This is a genomic window from Prauserella muralis (assembly GCF_003202285.1).
Classification (GTDB): Bacteria; Actinomycetota; Actinomycetes; order Mycobacteriales; family Pseudonocardiaceae; genus Prauserella_B; species Prauserella_B muralis.
The window spans coordinates 753,015-769,540 of the sequence record NZ_MASW01000002.1 but is presented as its reverse complement, the minus strand read 5'-3'; the positions used below and the strand labels follow the sequence as shown (position 1 = coordinate 769,540).

Sequence of the window (16,526 nt, the reverse complement as noted above, 5' to 3'; positions counted from 1 at the left end):
CCGGGGGCGGTTCAGCCGAGCGCGGCGTCCAGCTCGGCGAGCAACCGCGCCTTGGGCCGGGAGCCGACGATCGAGCGCACCGGCTCGCCGCCGCGGAACAGCAGCAGGGTCGGCAGCGACATGACGCCGTAGTCGCGGGTGCTGACGGGACTGTCGTCGGCGTTGATCTTGCGGACGAGCAGCGAGCCCTCCCGCTCGCGGGCGATCTCGGCGAGCACGGGGGCGATCACGTGGCAGGGCGGGCACCACTGGGCCCAGAAGTCGACCAGCACGGGCAGGTCCTGCTCGCGGACGTCGCGGGCGAAGGTCTCGTCGGTCACCGCGAGCACTTCGGCGGCGGTGGTGTCGGGCTGGGTCATCGGGACTCCTCACTGGGGATGGGCGGGCATGACGCGGCACGGATCGGGTTGCCGCTCGAGTGCGGCGGCGAGCTTGGCGACCAGGCCCGCCCGGACGGCACTCAGGCGGTCGAGACAGGCGTCGACCTCGGCGATCTTGCGTTCGTAGACCTCGATCGAGTCGGCACACGAGTCCCCCGCCTCGTGCCCGGAGCGCAGGCACTCGACGAACGGCCGGGTCTCGTCGAGGCTCAGCCCGGTGGCCTGCAGGGCCAGGATCTCGCTGACAAGCCGCAGGTCCGCCTCGTCGTAGTCGCGGTAGCCGTTGGCCGCGCGCCGGGAGGTCAGCAACCCCTGGGACTCGTAGAACCGCAGCGCCCGTGGTGTGGTCCCGGCTCGCCGGGCGAGCTCACCGATTCGCATGAATCCGAGCGTAAAGATTGACGTCGGCGTCAAGGCAACAGCGACAACCCGTGGGAATGCACAGGCAGAACTGCACAGGTTAGGCTGTGTATATGACCGACGTTCCCACCGAGGTGGCCGAGCTGGCCGGGCAGCTGCGCGGCACGATCGGCCAGCTGCGCAGGCGGCTGCGCCAGGTCGACAACGCCGAGGTGCTGACCCCCACCCAGGCCGCCGTGCTGGCCAGGCTCAACCGGGAGGGCCCCGCGACCCAGAGCGCGCTCGCCGCCGCCGAGCGCGTGCGGCAGCAGTCCATGGCCGCCACGCTCTCCGCCCTCGACGAGCTCGGCTACCTGCAGCGCACCCGGGATCCGGCCGACGGCCGCCGCACCGTCGTCGCGCTGTCCGACCTGGGCCGCAAGACCGTGCTCGGCATCCACCAGCACCGCGACGAGTGGCTGGCGTCCGCGCTGACCACCGGGTTCAGCGCACGCGAACGCGCGGTCCTCGCCGAAGCGGTGCCCCTGCTCCAGCGCCTCGCCCAGCAACCGTGACCCCGAGGAGGACCACCACGCGCCGCTCCCGCATCTTCTCCGCCCGCCTGCTCACCCCGCTCGTCGCCAGCGCGGTGCTGAACCCCATCAACTCCACCATGATCGCGGTGGCGCTCGTGCCGATCGGACACACCTTCGGCGCGAGCCCCGCCGAGACGGCCTGGCTCGTCACCGGCCTCTACCTCGCCACCGCCATCGGCCAGCCGCTGGCGGGCATCCTCGTCGATCGCTGGGGGCCACGGCGGGTGCTGCTCGCGGGCGCCCTCACCGTGGCCGTCGCGGGTGTCGCGGGGACGCTGGCGCTCTCGCTCGACTGGCTCATCGGCGTCCGGGTGCTGCTCGGCTTCGGCACGTGCGCGGGCTTTCCGGCGGCGATGGCGGTGCTGCGCAAGCACGCCGACGCCCACGGCGCGGGGGTGCCCGCCGGGGTGATCGCGGTTCTGTCCATCTCGGCGCAGACGGTCATGGTGATCGGGCCGACGCTCGGCGGCGGGCTCATCGGGCTGTTCGGCTGGCCCGCGATCTTCGCCGTGAACATCCCGCTGGCCGTCGGCGCGATGCTGTTCGCCTGGCTCTGGGTACCGCGCGACGGGGGCGGCACGGGTCCCCGGCGCAGGCTCCAGGCCCGCGCCGTGCTCACCGACGGCGCGATCCTGCGCACCTATCTGCGGCAGGGGCTGGCTTTCCTGGCGATCTACGCGGTGCTGTTCGGCTACGTGCAGTGGCTGCAGACCGACCGCGGCCTCTCGGAGACGACCTCCGGGCTGCTGCTGCTGCCGATGTCGCTGGTCGCCGTCACGGCCGCCGCGCTGTCCGGGCGTGCGAGCGGCCTGCGGGCCCGGCTCGCGCTGTCCGTCGCCGCGCTCGGCACGGGCTCGGTGCTCCTGCTGCTCGTGGACGCCGGGACGGCGCTGTGGTTGCTCGTGGTGATCGCCGCGGCGTTCGGGCTGGCCCAGGGGCTGACGAGTGTGACCAACCAGACAGCGCTCTACGGCCAGGCCGACGCGGCCCGGATGGGCACCGCCAGCGGCTTCTTCCGCAGCGCCCAGTACGTCGGCGCGATGGGAGCATCCGCCCTGATCGCGGCGTGTTTCGGCGCCGCTCCGACGGCCGAGGGCCTGCACCGGCTGGCGCTGAGCCTGCTCGGGGTGGCGGTGGCCCTGCTGGCCGTCACGCTCGCCGACCGGCGGCTGCGCGTGGCCCCGGTCATCGCGGAGGACGCGGCGGCGGCACAGAATGGCGCCCGTGGCACGTAACGCACCGCACGACGACATCGACGAGGGCCGGCTCGAGGTCGGCAAGCCCAAGGAGTGGGCGGCCGGGCTGCCTGGCGTGGCGGTGTCGCTGCGCCGGAGCTGGGAACAGATGGGCGCCGGGCGCACCGTGCGCACGCTGCGCCTGCTCAACCAGCGCGACGGCTACGACTGCCCGGGGTGCGCGTGGCCGGAGCCCAGGGAGGCCGACGGCGAGCACCGCAAGCTCGCCGAGTTCTGCGAGAACGGCGCCAAGGCCGTCGCCGAGGAGGCGACCACCCGCCGGGTCGGTCCCGAGTTCTTCGCCCGCCACTCCGTCGCCGAGCTCGCCGAGCGGTCGGACTACTGGCTCGGCCAGCAGGGCAGGCTGACTCACCCGATGGTGTTGCGCGAGGGCGCGACACACTACGAGCCGGTCTCCTGGGACGAGGCGCTGCGGCTGACCGCGGACGCGCTGCGCGGCCTGTCCGACCCGAACCAGGCCATCTTCTACACCTCCGGCCGCACCAGCAACGAGGCCGCGTTCGCCTACCAGCTGCTGGTGCGCTCCTTCGGCACCAACAACCTGCCGGACTGCAGCAACATGTGCCACGAGTCCTCGGGCGCGGCGCTGACGGAGTCCACCGGCATCGGCAAGGGCACGGTGAGCCTTGCCGACGTGCACCACGCCGACCTGATCGTCGTGATCGGGCAGAACCCGGGCACCAACCATCCGCGGATGCTGTCCGCGCTGGAGCGGGCGAAGGCGGGCGGGGCGCGGGTCGTCGCGGTGAACCCGCTGCCCGAGGCCGGGCTGATGCGTTTCAAGAACCCGCAGAACGTGCGCGGCGTGCTGGGCAAGGGCAGCCCGCTGGCCGACGAGTTCTGCCAGATCCGCCTCGGCGGTGACCTGGCCCTGTTCCAGGCGATCGGCCACCTGCTGCTCACGTGGGACGACGCCGCGCCGGGCACGGTGCTCGACCACGACTTCATCGGCTCCTCGACCCACGACTTCGCCGACTACGCCAAGCAGCTGCGCGAGCTCGACTGGGCCGAGGTGGAGCAGGCCACGGGGGTCAGCAGGGAGCAGATCGCCCGCATCGCGAGCATGATCGCCTCCTCCGAGCGCACCGTGTACTGCTGGGCGATGGGACTGACGCAGCACCGGCACGCGGTGCCGACGATCCGGGAGGTCGCCAACGTCGCGCTGCTGCGCGGCATGATCGGCAAGCCCGGCGCGGGCCTGTGCCCGGTGCGCGGTCACTCCAACGTGCAGGGCGACCGGACGATGGGCATCTGGGAGAAGATGCCGGAGGAGTTCCTCGCCGCGCTGGAAGCCGAGTTCGGCATCGACGTACCCCGCGAGCACGGGTGGGACGTGGTGGACTCGATCCGCGCGATGCGCGAGGGCCGGGGCCGGGTGTTCTTCGCCCTGGGCGGCAATTTCGCCTCCGCCACGCCCGACACCGCCGCCACCGAGCGAGCGCTGCGCTCGTGCGAGCTGACCGTGCACGTCTCCACCAAGCTCAACCGCTCGCACGCCGTCACCGGCCGCACGGCGCTGATCCTGCCCACGCTGGGCCGCACCGAGCGGGACGTGCAGGCCTCCGGCGAGCAGTTCGTGACGGTGGAGGACTCCATGTCGGCGGTGCACGCCTCCCGCGGGCGGATCGCACCGGCGAGCGAGCACCTGCTGTCCGAGGTCGCGATCCTGTGCCGCCTGGCGCGGGAGCTGTTCGGCGAGGCGCACCCGGTGCCGTGGCGGGAGTTCGAGGCAGGCTACGACGCGATCCGCGACCGCATCGCGCGCGTGGTGCCCGGCTGCGAGGACTACAACGCGCGGGTGCGCGAGCCCGACGGGTTCGTGCTGCCCAACCCGCCGCGTGACGCGCGGGAGTTCACCGGCACGCTCACCGGCAAGGCGATGTTCTCGGTGAACGACCTGGAGTACCCGCGGGTGCCCGAGGGCCGGTTGCTGCTGCAGACGTTGCGCAGCCACGACCAGTACAACACCACGATCTACGGGCTCTCCGACCGTTACCGGGGCGTCGAGGACGGCCGCAGGGTCGTGTTCGTGAACCCGGCGGACCTGGCCGCGCTCGGGGTCGCCGACGGCACGCTGGTGGACCTGGTGTCCGAGGCGGACGACGGCGACCGCAGGGCCGAGCGCTTCCGCGTGGTGTCCTACCCGACGGCGCCGGGCTGCGCCGCCGCCTACTTCCCGGAGGCCAACGCCCTGGTGCCGCTGGACGCGGTGGCCAGGACGTCGAACACGCCGGCGTCGAAGGCGATCGTGGTGCGCCTGGAGCCGACGGCCTGACCGCCACCGCCACGACCGTCCATTGTGGCCGGATCGCCCCCGGCACCTCACGTGCGTGACGGCTCCGCCTAACTCGTGCCTGCGACGATCGTGGGCACGAACACGGCGACCATCACCGCCGCGGTGATCTCCTCCACCGCCTTGCGCATGGCCTGTCCCGCCCAGTTGCCCTCGGCGATCTCCTTGGCCCTGCGCTCGACCATCCTCGGGTCGTCGGAGGTCACCACGTCGGTGACCACACCCATTCCGGCGAGCAGGGCGATGAGGGCACCGGTGCGCTCGCCGGGTTCCTGCCCCTCGACGAGCACGCGGCGCAGGTCGGCGCGCGTGGCCTCCTCGTGCTGGGAGTCCTCGGCGGGCCAGCGGGTCACCGGGAACAGACCGAGCACCTTGCCCTTCTCCTGCCGGAGGATGCCGCGCTCGGCGAGGCCGCCGAGCAGGCGCTTGGACAGCTCGTTGCCGGACAGCGGGCCGATGGCGTCCTTCGGCTTCTTGCCCTCCACTGTGGACAGCTTGCCGAGTGCGTCGTCGAGTGCGGGCTCGCCCGTCGGCGTGGCGTCGCGCACCACCAGCCTGCCCGGCTTGCCCTCGTCGGCCTCGGTGGTGACGTCGACCCGGCCGCGGATGGCCAGCTCGATGAGCAGCGCGCCGGCCAGCGAGTACTCGAGGTTCGAGACCCCGCCGACCGGTTTGCCCTCCTCGTTGTCGAACACCAGCAACAGCAGGTCCTCAGCGATCAGCATGGACCCGAGCCTAGGCGGGCCGCCCTCACCTCGCAGGCGGATCACCCCGAGCTCCCCAATGCCACATTTGTTCCACTCAGCGGAGCGAATGCGGCATTCGCTCCATCCAGCGGAGCGAATGCCGCATTGGGGAGCTTGTCGCGTGGCTGGTTGGTTACGTCGCGAAGATCTGGGACTCGTCGCGGAAGGCCTTGAACTCCAAGGCGTTGCCTGCCGGGTCGTGGAAGAACATGGTCCACTGCTCCCCCGGCTCCCCGGCGAAGCGCTGGTAGGGCTCGATGACGAACTCGGTGCCCGCCTCGCGCAGCCTGCCCGCCAGCTCGTGGAACGCCTCGATCGAGAGGATCAGCCCGAAGTGCGGCACCGGCACCGCGTGGCCGTCCACGGGGTTGTGGCCCGCCGTGGGCCGGTGACCAGGCACGACGTGGGTCACCAGCTGGTGGCCGTGGGCGTTCCAGTCCACCCAGGCCGTGTCGGAGCGACCCTCCGGAAAGCCCAGCACGCCGCCGTAGAAGGCGCGCGCGGCGTCCAGGTCGTCGACGGGAATGGCCAGGTGGAAGCCGGGACGGCTGGTCGTCGTGGTCATGCCCCTCAGCGTACTGTCGACCAGTACAGGGCCCTGGCGACCTGCGCGAACAGTCCCTTCGGGTGGGCGCGGAACAGCGGCTCGGTGCCGAAGAGCACCGTCCGCGCGCCCGCGTCCGCGACGCCCGACACCACCGCCGCCTCGCCGGCCGCCTGCGCCGGGCCGTTACCGCCGGCACTGGGTAGCCAGTGCCCGGCCACCAGCGGGTCCTTCGCGGCGTAACGCTGCTCCGCGGACACGCCCGCACCGAGGTCGGTGAACCATAGCGGGGAGTACACGAAGGTGTGACCCGGAGACCCGGCGCCGACCGGCCCGGCGCCGTTGGTGACCGTGACGACGCCGTTGGCGTCGCCCCTGCCCGCGACGGCGGTCACCGGCAGCAGTCCGGTGGCGGCGTTGAACGCGGCACCCGTGGAGCCGCGCGTGACCACCCCGCCGCGGGTCAGGAACTCGGCGAGCCGGGACTTGGCGTCCGGGGTGAGCTGGCCGTGGTTCAGGCCCGACGACACGTAGAGGACGTCGATGCCGTCGAGGGAGAAGCCGTCGTTGAGGGCCTGGGTGGAAACGGGGTGCACCGTGAAGCCCAGCTCGCGCAGGACCGCGAGCTCGTCGGCCGACGCCGCGGCGGCCACGACCGGGCCGTGCAGTGGTGTGCCGGGGCCACCGGCGGGCGCGCGGGTGAACCGGACGCCGTAGCGCTGCGCCAGCTCGATCGCCTGCCTGCGCGCCACGGCGGGCACGACGACGGTGCCGTCGGAGCGGCGGCTCAGCGGCACCCCCTCGGCCAGCAGCGCGTTGACCGCCTGCACGTCCTTGCCGTCGGTGAGGGTGAGCGCGAGCGGGTGGCCCGCGGGCCCGGACACCGCGCCCGTCGGCGAGGCCGCCACCACCGGTGTGGTGCGCACCGTCGGAGCCTCGGCGTGGGAGATGTCCACCGACGCGCCCCACAGCAGCCGGTGGCTCCAGCCGGAGATGTCGTACATCTGCGGCACGTCGGCGGAGATGTCCTTGCCGTCGGCGAGGATCACGTTCGCCAGCCCGCGCTTGGGCTGGTGCATGTCCACGACGTACGAGCCCGCCGGGTACGTGCGGCCCGCGAGGCGGAACGGGTGCTCGGCCCGCCGCACGCGCACGTCGTTGGCGACGAGGTGGTCCACCAGCCGGGCGGCGGCGGGCGCCGAGCGCTGCGCCGTGCCCGCCGGGATGACGTAGGCACGCGGGAACTCGACCTGGTAGCGGTCCTCCTCGCCGAAGCCGGGCACGTAGCCGTCCGGGATGTCGCGCTGCGGCTCGCCTGCCCACCCGCGGCGGAACAGCTCGATCTGGTCGGCGATCAGTTCCCGGCGGTGGGCATCGGTGTAGGCGACGCCCGCCGTGATCGTCGCCGCGGCCACGTCGGTGTTGACGGCGGAGCGGCGGCGCAGCTCCTCCACCGGCTGCCCGGTGTACTCGCCGCGGTTGACGCGCAGCGGAACCTCGACCGTGTGCCCCACCGCGCCGTGGTAGACCGCGTACATCGGCGTGAAGATCGGCGGCCAGTCGTCCCAGTCGCCCGGCGCGTAGTCGCGGAACGGGATGTCGGCGCGAGTCGTCTCCGGGTGGCCGAGCTCCCCGATGGCCTTCTCCATGCCGAGCGCGTTGGCGTAGGCGTGCTTGATGTAGAGGTCGTACTCGTAGTTCTGGCCGTGTGGCGGCGTGGCGGGCTCGATGAGCGTGGTGCCCGTGTAGCCGTGCTCGTCGAGCATGACGAGCGGCTGCGTGTCGATCAGCACGTCGCGCACGGCCCTCGACTCCGGCTGGCTCGACGTGATGTGGTCGCGGTTGACGTCGAAGCCGGCACCGTTGGCGCGGGTGCCCGCGACGCGGCCGTCCGGGTTGTTGGTGACGGTGACGTGGATCCGCGTGCGCCGGAGCAGGCCGATCTCGTCGGGGTCGGTCGTCGTGGCGAGGTCGGCGATGACGCGCATCGCGCCGTCGGTGCCCTCCCACTCGTCACCGTGGATGTTGGCGTTGATCCACACCGGCGCCTTGTACTGGCGGGCCAGGCGCGGGTCCCGCGCCGCGGCCACGGGGTTGTTCTCGATCAGCTCCCGCCACCGGTCCTGTTGCCGCGCCTGCGCGGGCGACTCGGGTGCCGTCACCGTCACGAGGTAGAGGTCGCGGCCCTGCGTGGTCTGGCCGATCACCTCGGCCGAGACACGGTCGCTGCGCTGCTGCAGCGCGTTGAGCTTCGGCGCCAGCGCGTGGTAGGGCAGCAGCCCCAGCTTGATCGCCTTGTCACCCGGGTCCTCGGGAAAGACCCGCAACCGGGTCTGCCGGGGATAGCCCTCCTGACCGCCGCTGCGGCGGTTCTCGCCCGCCACGGCGGCCAGTGCGCGGGCGGGCGCGCCGGTGGCCGCGACCGTGTTGCGCTCGGCGCCGTTACCGGGGTCCCGGTGCGCCGAGGGCTGCCGCGCCTGGGCGGGAGCTGTCAGCGAGGGCAGCAACAGCGCCACCGCGAGAACGACCAGTACCCGACGAGCAGAACGTGATGCCGCCACCCGAACCTCCCAGCCCCAGACACAGGGTGAGAAGTCTTCCCGCCTGATCACGGCTTGGCAAGGTCCAGGCGGTGGAACGCGTCAGCCTCCGAAGAGCTGCGCGACCTTGCGGACCAGTTCCACCACGCCGTAGAGGAACGGCAGCCCGACCCACAGCCAGACCAGGATCAGCAGCGGCGTCCTGCGCGCCGGCTCGGTCTCGTTCACCGTGCCTCCTTCTCCGGGACGGCCGAGCCGTCCCCGGCCGGTTCGTGGAACCTGGGGTGGACCGGCCGCACCAGTTCGTTGGCGACGAACCCGGCGATCAGCAGGGCCATCATGATGTAGAGCGACGTGGTGTAGAGGGCGGGTCCCTGCTTGCCGGCGGCCTCCTGGCTGTCGGCGATGGCGTTGACGATGAGCGGCCCGAGGATGCCTGCCGTCGACCACGCGGTGAGCAGCCTGCCGTGGATGGCACCCACCTGGTAGGTGCCGAAGAGGTCCTTGAGGTAGGCGGGCACGGTGGCGAACCCGCCGCCGTAGAAGGACAGGATCACCATCGCCGCCAGCACGAAGACGATCTTCGACGTGTCGCCGGTCAATGCGATGACGAGGTACAGCCCCGCGCCGACGCCGAGGTAGATCCGGTAGATGTTGCGCCGCCCGATGAGGTCGGAGGTCGACGACCACACGAACCGGCCGAGCATGTTGGTCAGCGACAGCAGCCCGACGAAGCCCGCCGCGGCCGCCGCGCCCACCGGCGTGGCCGTGTCCCGGAAGAACTCGGTGATCATCGGCGAGGCCTTCTCCAGGATGCCGATGCCCGCCGTGACGTTGAAGCACAGGATCACCCAGAGCAGCCAGAACTGCGGGGTCCGGATCGCGTTGCGCGCCGACACGCTCGCCGTGGTGATCATCTTGTTGCCGTTGCCTGCCGTCGGCTGCCAGCCACGCGGCCGCCAGCCCTCGGGTGGCACCCGCACGAGCAACACGCCCATCGACATGAACACCGCGTAGACGAGGCCGTGCACGAGGAACGTGGTGGCGATGCCGCCGGTGGTGCTGCCGAACGACTCCAGCATCTGGTTGGACCAGGGCGAGGCGATGAGCGCACCCCCGCCGAACCCCATGATGGCGATGCCGGTGGCCATGCCCGGCCGGTCGGGGAACCACTTGATGAGCGTCGACACCGGTGAGATGTAGCCGATCCCGAGGCCGACGCCGCCGACCACCCCGTAGCCGAGGACCACCAGCCAGTACTGCGAGGCGGCCACGCCGAGCGCGGAGATGAGAAACCCCGACGAGAAGCAGGTCATCGAGACGAACATCGCCCAGCGGGGCCCGTTGCGCTCCACGAGCGTGCCGCCGAAGGCCGCCGAAAGGCCCAGCATGACGATCCCGAGTTGGAACGGCAGCGCACTCTGGGTACCGGAAAGGCCGAGGGTCTCCTCCAGGGGCGGCTTGAAGACGCTCCAGGCGTAGACCTGGCCGATCGCGAGGTGCACGGACAGCGCCGCGGGCGGGATCAGCCACCGGCTCCAGTTCGGTGGTGCGATGCTGTGGGAGCGATCGAGAAAACCGAGTGCCACGGCGGCACCTCCGTACACTGGATACTGTCGAATGTATGCGGGCGGTAACGTCGTGGCAATGTCTTACTAGACGCTCGCGTAGGTGGCAACTGGTTGTCGAACGTTTTGCCGCAGAGCGGAAGAGGAGTGATGTCCGATGGGGCGAGTCACCGTACGCAGGCCGGTGCGCAAGCTCACCGCGTCGGGACAGCGGCGCAGGCCGGACGCGCTGGCCGCCGAGGAGCCGCTGGAGCTGCGGGTCTCCGGCAAACCGCTCGCCGTCACCATGCGCACTCCTGGCCACGACGTGGAGCTGGCCCACGGCTTCCTGCTCTCCGAGGGGGTCATCGGCTCGCCGGCCGACATCGCGTCCGCGCGATACTGCGACAGCGTCGACGACCAGGGCCGCAACACCTACAACGTGCTCGACCTCGCCCTGGCCGAGGGAGTGCCGGAGCCGGACACCGGCGTCGAGCGCAACTTCTACACCACGTCGTCCTGCGGGGTCTGCGGCAAGGCCGCACTGGACGCCGTGAAGCTGCGCACGCGCTTCGATCCGTCCGGCTCGCCACTGTCGGTCACCCCGCACACACTGGCCGGGCTGCCCGATGCCCTGCGCGAGCAGCAGCGGGTGTTCGCCACCACCGGGGGCCTGCACGCGGCCGGGCTGTTCACCGCGGACGGCTCGCTGCTGGCCGTGCGGGAGGACGTCGGCAGGCACAACGCCGTCGACAAGGTCCTCGGCTGGGCGCTGCTGCAGGACCGGCTGCCCCTGCACGACTGCGGCCTGCTTGTCTCCGGCCGCGCCTCCTTCGAGCTGGTTCAGAAAGCCGCCATGGCGGGTATCCCGCTGCTGGCCGCGGTGTCGGCGCCGTCGTCGCTCGCGGTCGAACTGGCGGAGGAGAACGGCATGACACTGGTCGGGTTCCTGCGAGGCGAGAGCATGAACCTCTACACCGGCGACAAGCGGATCCACCAGAGCTGAGTTCACGAAAGAACCACTCCTCCGGGCGTTGGCGCGAGGCAGCCCAGCGCACGACGATGATGTCACGTGACGTGAACGGTTGGGGACTCGACGTGTCGGAATCGCAGCAGGAGGAGCCGGGGCGGCCGGGCAGACGCGCGGTGCTGCTGGCCGGGGCCGCGTCCGGAATGGCCGCGGCAGCCTTCACCGCCGGTGAGCTGGGCGGGGCCTCGTGGTCGGACTGGTCGTCGTCGCTGCTGCGGCGTTCGGCGGGCACCGCCTATGCCGCGCCGCTCACCGGGCCGGGTGTCACCAGGATCGAGCGCGTGCACTCGCACGCACGGGGTCGCGACGTCACCCTGGTGCTGATCCTGCCCACCGCGCACCCGCCGCGGGGCATGCCCATGTCGCTGCTGCTGCACGGCCTGCACGGATCGGCGCGCGGCGCCGCGCCCGGCGGCCTGCTGCGCAGGCTCGGCACCCAGGTGACGGCCGGCGCCGTGCCGCCGTACGGGTTCGTCGCCGTCGACGGCGGCAACAGCTACTGGCACGAGCACCACCGCGGCGACGACCCGATGGGCATGCTGCTGGAGGAGGTGCCTCGCTGGTTGCGTGAGCGCGGCCTCGGGGGCAGGGCGGGCAGACCGTTCGCCTGCACGGGCACGTCGATGGGCGGCTTCGGCGCCCTGCTCTACGCGCGCCGGCGCAACGAGCGCCGCGACCCGCTCGCGGCCGTGGCCGCCATCTCGCCGGCGCTCATGACCTCCTGGGAGGAGATGCGCAAGCGCAACGCCTTCCACAACGAGGCCGACTGGGCCTCCATGGACCCGCTCCGGCACATCCACGCCACCCGCAACGTACCCACGGCGGTGTGGTGTGGCACGGAGGACCCGTTCATCACCGGCACCCGGCGGTTCATCAGGCGAGCCCAGCCGGAGATCGGGCACATCGCGCCCGGCGGGCACGACGGCGAGTTCTTCCGCAGCACGGTGCCCGGTCTGGTCGGCTTCCTCGGACGGCACGTGCGCCGCGGCCGGTGACGGCCCGGGAGCGCTCAGCGCAGCCGGAAGAACGCGCGGGTGGTGGTGCCCGCGGGAGAGGTGTGCGTGCGGACCAGGTCGGCGAGATGGTGCACCAGCAGCAGGCCCCGCCCGCCCTGCTGCGTGGGATGCGCCGGCCTCCGCCCGGCCAGCGGGTCGGTGAGGTGGCCGGCGTCGCTGACCTCGCACACCACCGCCTCGTCGTCGCGCCACGTGCGCAGGGTGCCGGACCCGCCGCCGTGCAGCACGCTGTTGCCGCACAGCTCCCCCACGACCAGTGCCAGCTCGTCGAGCCGGTCGTCGCTCACGCCGTGGGCGGCGGCACGGTCCACGGCGAAATGCCGGGCACGCGACAGCGTCGTGGCGTCGAACCGCATCGTTTCCACAGCAGGCGGCGCCTCCAGCAGTGTGTTGCACCGGGCGAGCACGTCATACGGGGCGTAGCGGGTGCTGCGCCGCGGGCCGTCGCCGTCCAGCAGCACCGGGTGCGTCGCCTCGGCGTCGGCCAGCACGGCGGCGTCCAGCCTGCCGGCGTCGTACGGACACAGGATCGCGCCGTCCCAGCCCGCGAACGACTCGTTGATCAACGCCTCGTGCTGCACGCACGCCGGGTACTCCTGTTCGGTGCGTCCCGGCCAGATCGGCTCGCCGATGATCCGGACGTGCCCGTCATGCTGGTCCGCGAACGCGCGGAGCACACCCGCGATGATCCGCCCGGGATTACGGCCGGCCTCGCTCATGTCGATCAGCCGCACCGCGCCGGCCGCGTCACCGAGGGCCGCCTCGATCCGGCGCAGGTTCGGCTCGGGAACGGCGACCGCGACAGGCTCGTCCCGGTCGAGCCCTTCCAGCACGAACGGCACCGTGCCCGCCAGGTAACTCTGCTCATCCCGATAGAAGAGCGCAGGGTGCGAGAAGCCCGCTGACTGCGTCTCGCTGATCGCTGTCACCTAATGCGTCCCTCTTCGCTTGACGCGCATGATCTCCGCACGGAATATCCACCCGACCGGATGGCCAAACCCGATTATTCGAGAATCCGGCCTACGACCGCGAGTGACCAGAAGCCGACTGCCACCGCACAGGCCAGCACGGTCAGCCAGCCGAGCAGGTGCCGGTCCCCGCGTGCGGACCGCCCTCGAAACGCAGCGTAACCACCGAGGCCGAACAGTGCCAGGGGCAGCAGCGGTAACGGGGAGAGCCTCACCACCGTGGCCAGGACACACACGAAGGAGAGGACGGCCAGCGTGGCGACGAAGACCACGTGCAGCCGCGGATGGCGCAGCCGCGCGGCCTCGACGATCCGGCTCGCGACATCGGCGGGCTTGGTGGGCGGGTCAGGCGGGACGGCAGGTCTGTCGTCCGACGGCGAGCTCATCGACGGCCGTCCCGGTCACGAGGGCGGCTCAGGCCGACTTCTCACCACGCTCGCCGCGCTGCCTGCGCGACGGCTGGCGGGACACGATCGTCGGGTTGACGTTCTCGCGGACCGTCTGCTCGGTGATGACCACCTTCGCCACGTCGTCGCGGCTGGGGATGTCGTACATAACCGGCTGGAGGACCTCCTCCATGATGGCCCGCAGACCACGCGCGCCGGTGCCACGCAGCAGCGCCTGGTCGGCGATCGCCTCCAGCGCGGTCTTGGTGAACTCCAGCTCGACGTTGTCCATCTCGAAGAGCTTCTTGTACTGCTTGGTCAGCGCGTTGCGCGGCTCGGTGAGGATCTTCACCAGCGACGGCTTGTCGAGGTTGGTCACGCTGGCCACGACCGGGAGCCTGCCGATGAACTCCGGGATCAGGCCGAACTTGATCAGGTCCTCCGGCATGGTGTCGGAGAAGATGTCGCTCTCCTCGATCTCGCGCTTGGTGCGGATCTCCGCGCCGAAGCCGAGGCCACGCTTGCCGATGCGGTCGTTGATGATCTTCTCGAGCCCCGCGAAGGCACCCGCGACGATGAACAGGACGTTCGTCGTGTCGATCTGGATGAACTCCTGGTGCGGGTGCTTGCGCCCGCCCTGCGGCGGCACGCTGGCGGTGGTGCCCTCCAGGATCTTCAGCAGCGCCTGCTGGACGCCCTCGCCGGAGACGTCCCTGGTGATCGACGGGTTCTCCGACTTGCGGGCGATCTTGTCGACCTCGTCGATGTAGATGATCCCCGTCTCGGCCCGCTTGACGTCGTAGTCGGCCGCCTGGATGAGCTTCAGCAGGATGTTCTCGACGTCCTCGCCGACGTAGCCCGCCTCGGTGAGCGCCGTCGCGTCGGCGATGGCGAACGGCACGTTCAGCAGCTTCGCCAGCGTCTGCGCGAGGTAGGTCTTGCCACAGCCGGTGGGGCCGAGCATGAGGATGTTGGACTTGGCGAGCTCGACCGCCTCGTCCTTGGAGTCCTTCGGCCCGGGCTTGCCCTCCGACTGAATGCGCTTGTAGTGGTTGTACACCGCGACGGCCAGCGTCCGCTTCGCGTCGTCCTGGCCGATGATGTACTGCTCGAGGAAGTCGTGGATCTCGGCCGGCTTGGGCAGCTCGTCGAGCTTGACGTCACCGGCCTCGGCGAGCTCTTCCTCGATGATCTCGTTGCAGAGGTCGATGCACTCGTCGCAGATGTAGACGCCGGGTCCGGCGATGAGCTTCTTCACCTGTTTCTGGCTCTTCCCGCAGAAAGAGCACTTCAGCAGGTCTCCGCCGTCGCCGATCCGTGCCATGACCGCTGACCTCGTCCCCTCCGGTGCGATGCCGCACCTGACTCGTCTCGCCCGCCCCCGCCACGGGGACGCGGCGCGTGCGCTGCCACTGACGGTACCCGCCCAGCGCGCCCGGCGGGAGGACCATCAGGAATTCGCCGGCGCGCGGAAGGCCACGATAGCCCCGGAAGCGGGTGCGTGTCGCCCGGCGACACGCACCCGCCCGGGAATCGCGGGACTCAGCTGTCCCCGGACGCCTTGCGGTACTGCAACACCTGGTCGATGATGCCGTACTCGACGGCCTCCTCGGGCATGAGAATCTTGTCGCGCTCGATGTCGGAGCGCACCTGCTCCGGCGTGCGGTTCGTGTGCTTGGCCAGCACCGTCTCCATCAGGCGCCGCACGCGCTGGATCTCGTTCGCCTGGATCTCCAGGTCCGACACCTGGCCGTAGGTGCCCTCGGTGGCGGGCTGGTGGATCAGCACGCGGGCGTTCGGCAGCGCGAGGCGCTTGCCCTTCGTGCCCGCCGCCAGCAGCACGGCCGCGGCCGACGCGGCCTGGCCGAGGCATACCGTCTGGATGTCCGGACGCACGTACTGCATCGTGTCGTAGATCGCCATCAGCGCGGTGAACGAGCCACCGGGCGAGTTGATGTAGATCGTGATGTCGCGGTCGGGGTCCTCGTGCTCGAGGTGCAGCAGCTGGGCCATCACGTCGTTGGCCGACGCGTCGTCCACCTGAACGCCGAGCATGATCTGGCGCTCCTCGTACAGCTTGTTGTACGGGTTGGACTCCTTGACCCCGTAGCTGGTGCGCTCCACATAGGAGGGAAGCACGTACCGGGACTGCGGAAGATGCGGGCTGCTCATGGTTGTTCTCCTCCTCGCCAGTGCCCGGTCAGTTCGCGCTCGGGCGCGGGTTCTCGCGGGTCAGCACCTGGTCGACGAAGCCGTAGTCCTTGGCCTCGTCGGCGGTGAACCAGCGGTCGCGGTCGCCGTCGGCGATGATCTGCTCGACGGTCTGTCCGGTCTGCTCCGCCGTGATCCTCGCCAGCTCCTGCTTCCACTTGCCGAAGACCTCGGCCTGGATGGCGATGTCCGACGCGGTGCCGCCGACACCCGCGGACGGCTGGTGCATCAGGATCCGCGCGTGCTGCAGCGCGTAGCGCTTGCCCGGCGTGCCCGAGGACAGGAGGAACTGCCCCATCGAGGCCGCCAGCCCCATGGCATAGGTCGCCACGTCCGGCTCGATCAGCTGCATCGTGTCGTAGATCGCGAACCCGGCGGTGACCGAGCCGCCCGGCGAGTTGATGTAGAAGCGGATGTCCGACTGCGAGTCCTCCGCGGCCAGCAGCAACAGCTGCGCGGTGATGCGGTTGGCGACCTCGTCGTTGACCTCGGAGCCGAGCACCACGATGCGTTCCTGGAGCAGCCGCTCGTACACCGAGTCGGTCAGGTTGAGCCCCGCGGTGCTGGTACGCCCCTCGGGCATGTGCTGCGTCACGTCTGCCTGCCTTTTCGAAAGTCTCGGATCTTGCAATCGACCCTAACGAACTCGGGCGGCGCCGAATGCCTGACACCGC

Annotated in this window: 17 protein-coding genes; 5 read left to right on the top strand and 12 right to left on the bottom strand. The window is 71.0% G+C overall.

Going from position 1 to position 16,526, the window contains the following annotated elements; genetic code table 11:
- Positions 1–11: 11 nt before the first annotated feature.
- On the bottom strand, positions 12–359 hold the full coding sequence (gene trxA / locus BAY60_RS14815; RefSeq protein WP_112281505.1) for a thioredoxin: 348 nt from the start codon (positions 357–359) through the stop codon (positions 12–14).
- 9 nt (positions 360–368) lie between these two features.
- Positions 369–761: a MerR family transcriptional regulator gene (locus BAY60_RS14810; RefSeq protein WP_112281504.1), complete on the bottom strand. Its 393-nt coding sequence runs from the start codon at positions 759–761 to the stop codon at positions 369–371.
- A gap of 92 nt (positions 762–853) precedes the next feature.
- On the opposite strand from BAY60_RS14810, the gene BAY60_RS14805 reads away from it, so the two are divergent.
- The 3 genes from BAY60_RS14805 to BAY60_RS14795 all read left to right on the top strand — a co-directional run bounded on the left by BAY60_RS14805 (position 854) and on the right by BAY60_RS14795 (position 4,846).
- Positions 854–1,294: a MarR family winged helix-turn-helix transcriptional regulator gene (locus tag BAY60_RS14805; RefSeq protein ID WP_112281503.1), complete on the top strand. Its 441-nt coding sequence runs from the start codon at positions 854–856 to the stop codon at positions 1,292–1,294.
- A gap of 98 nt (positions 1,295–1,392) precedes the next feature.
- Entirely contained in the window at positions 1,393–2,550 is a 1,158-nt protein-coding gene (locus BAY60_RS14800) for an MFS transporter (protein WP_112282398.1), read from the top strand.
- On the top strand, positions 2,540–4,846 hold the full coding sequence (locus BAY60_RS14795; protein ID WP_112282397.1) for an FdhF/YdeP family oxidoreductase: 2,307 nt from the start codon (positions 2,540–2,542) through the stop codon (positions 4,844–4,846). The genes BAY60_RS14800 and BAY60_RS14795 overlap by 11 nt, the downstream gene beginning before the upstream one ends.
- A 68-nt stretch (positions 4,847–4,914) precedes the next feature.
- On the opposite strand, the gene BAY60_RS14790 is transcribed toward BAY60_RS14795, so the two are convergent.
- The 5 genes from BAY60_RS14790 to BAY60_RS14775 all read right to left on the bottom strand — a co-directional run bounded on the left by BAY60_RS14790 (position 4,915) and on the right by BAY60_RS14775 (position 10,283).
- Positions 4,915–5,589 carry a GOLPH3/VPS74 family protein gene (locus tag BAY60_RS14790; RefSeq protein ID WP_112281502.1) on the bottom strand — a complete coding sequence of 225 codons (675 nt, stop codon included), beginning with the start codon at positions 5,587–5,589 and terminating at the stop codon, positions 4,915–4,917.
- Between the two features lie 154 nt (positions 5,590–5,743).
- Positions 5,744–6,175, bottom strand: a complete 432-nt coding sequence (locus BAY60_RS14785) for a VOC family protein (protein WP_112281501.1) — start codon at positions 6,173–6,175, stop codon at positions 5,744–5,746.
- A gap of 5 nt (positions 6,176–6,180) precedes the next feature.
- On the bottom strand, positions 6,181–8,715 hold the full coding sequence (locus tag BAY60_RS14780) for a M14 family zinc carboxypeptidase (RefSeq protein WP_211330328.1): 2,535 nt from the start codon (positions 8,713–8,715) through the stop codon (positions 6,181–6,183).
- An 81-nt stretch (positions 8,716–8,796) separates the two neighbouring features.
- Positions 8,797–8,922 (bottom strand): MFS transporter small subunit, encoded by a 126-nt coding sequence (locus BAY60_RS38315; RefSeq protein WP_281272719.1) that lies wholly within the window; start codon positions 8,920–8,922, stop codon positions 8,797–8,799.
- Complete coding sequence (locus BAY60_RS14775) at positions 8,919–10,283, bottom strand: L-lactate MFS transporter (protein ID WP_112282395.1); 1,365 nt, start codon at positions 10,281–10,283, stop codon at positions 8,919–8,921. The genes BAY60_RS38315 and BAY60_RS14775 overlap by 4 nt, the downstream gene beginning before the upstream one ends.
- 136 nt (positions 10,284–10,419) lie before the next feature.
- On the opposite strand from BAY60_RS14775, the gene fdhD reads away from it, so the two are divergent.
- Both fdhD and BAY60_RS14765 read left to right on the top strand, forming a co-directional pair.
- A complete protein-coding gene (fdhD, locus tag BAY60_RS14770; RefSeq protein ID WP_112281500.1) occupies positions 10,420–11,247 on the top strand; it encodes a formate dehydrogenase accessory sulfurtransferase FdhD in 828 nt (275 codons plus the stop codon).
- Between the two features lie 56 nt (positions 11,248–11,303).
- On the top strand, positions 11,304–12,266 hold the full coding sequence (locus tag BAY60_RS14765; protein ID WP_425466468.1) for an alpha/beta hydrolase: 963 nt from the start codon (positions 11,304–11,306) through the stop codon (positions 12,264–12,266).
- Between the two features lie 14 nt (positions 12,267–12,280).
- Here BAY60_RS14765 and BAY60_RS14760 read toward each other — a convergent pair whose 3' ends face one another.
- The 5 genes from BAY60_RS14760 to BAY60_RS14740 all read right to left on the bottom strand — a co-directional run bounded on the left by BAY60_RS14760 (position 12,281) and on the right by BAY60_RS14740 (position 16,447).
- Positions 12,281–13,216, bottom strand: coding sequence for a sensor histidine kinase (locus BAY60_RS14760; RefSeq protein ID WP_112281498.1), 936 nt, complete (start codon positions 13,214–13,216; stop codon positions 12,281–12,283).
- Positions 13,217–13,290: 74 nt separating this feature from the next.
- Positions 13,291–13,641, bottom strand: a complete 351-nt coding sequence (locus BAY60_RS14755) for a hypothetical protein (protein WP_112281497.1) — start codon at positions 13,639–13,641, stop codon at positions 13,291–13,293.
- A gap of 28 nt (positions 13,642–13,669) precedes the next feature.
- Positions 13,670–14,965, bottom strand: coding sequence for an ATP-dependent Clp protease ATP-binding subunit ClpX (clpX, locus tag BAY60_RS14750; RefSeq protein ID WP_112281496.1), 1,296 nt, complete (start codon positions 14,963–14,965; stop codon positions 13,670–13,672).
- 218 nt (positions 14,966–15,183) lie between these two features.
- Complete coding sequence (locus tag BAY60_RS14745; protein ID WP_112281495.1) at positions 15,184–15,813, bottom strand: ATP-dependent Clp protease proteolytic subunit; 630 nt, start codon at positions 15,811–15,813, stop codon at positions 15,184–15,186.
- Between the two features lie 28 nt (positions 15,814–15,841).
- Positions 15,842–16,447: an ATP-dependent Clp protease proteolytic subunit gene (locus BAY60_RS14740; RefSeq protein WP_112281494.1), complete on the bottom strand. Its 606-nt coding sequence runs from the start codon at positions 16,445–16,447 to the stop codon at positions 15,842–15,844.
- Positions 16,448–16,526: the final 79 nt, after the last annotated feature.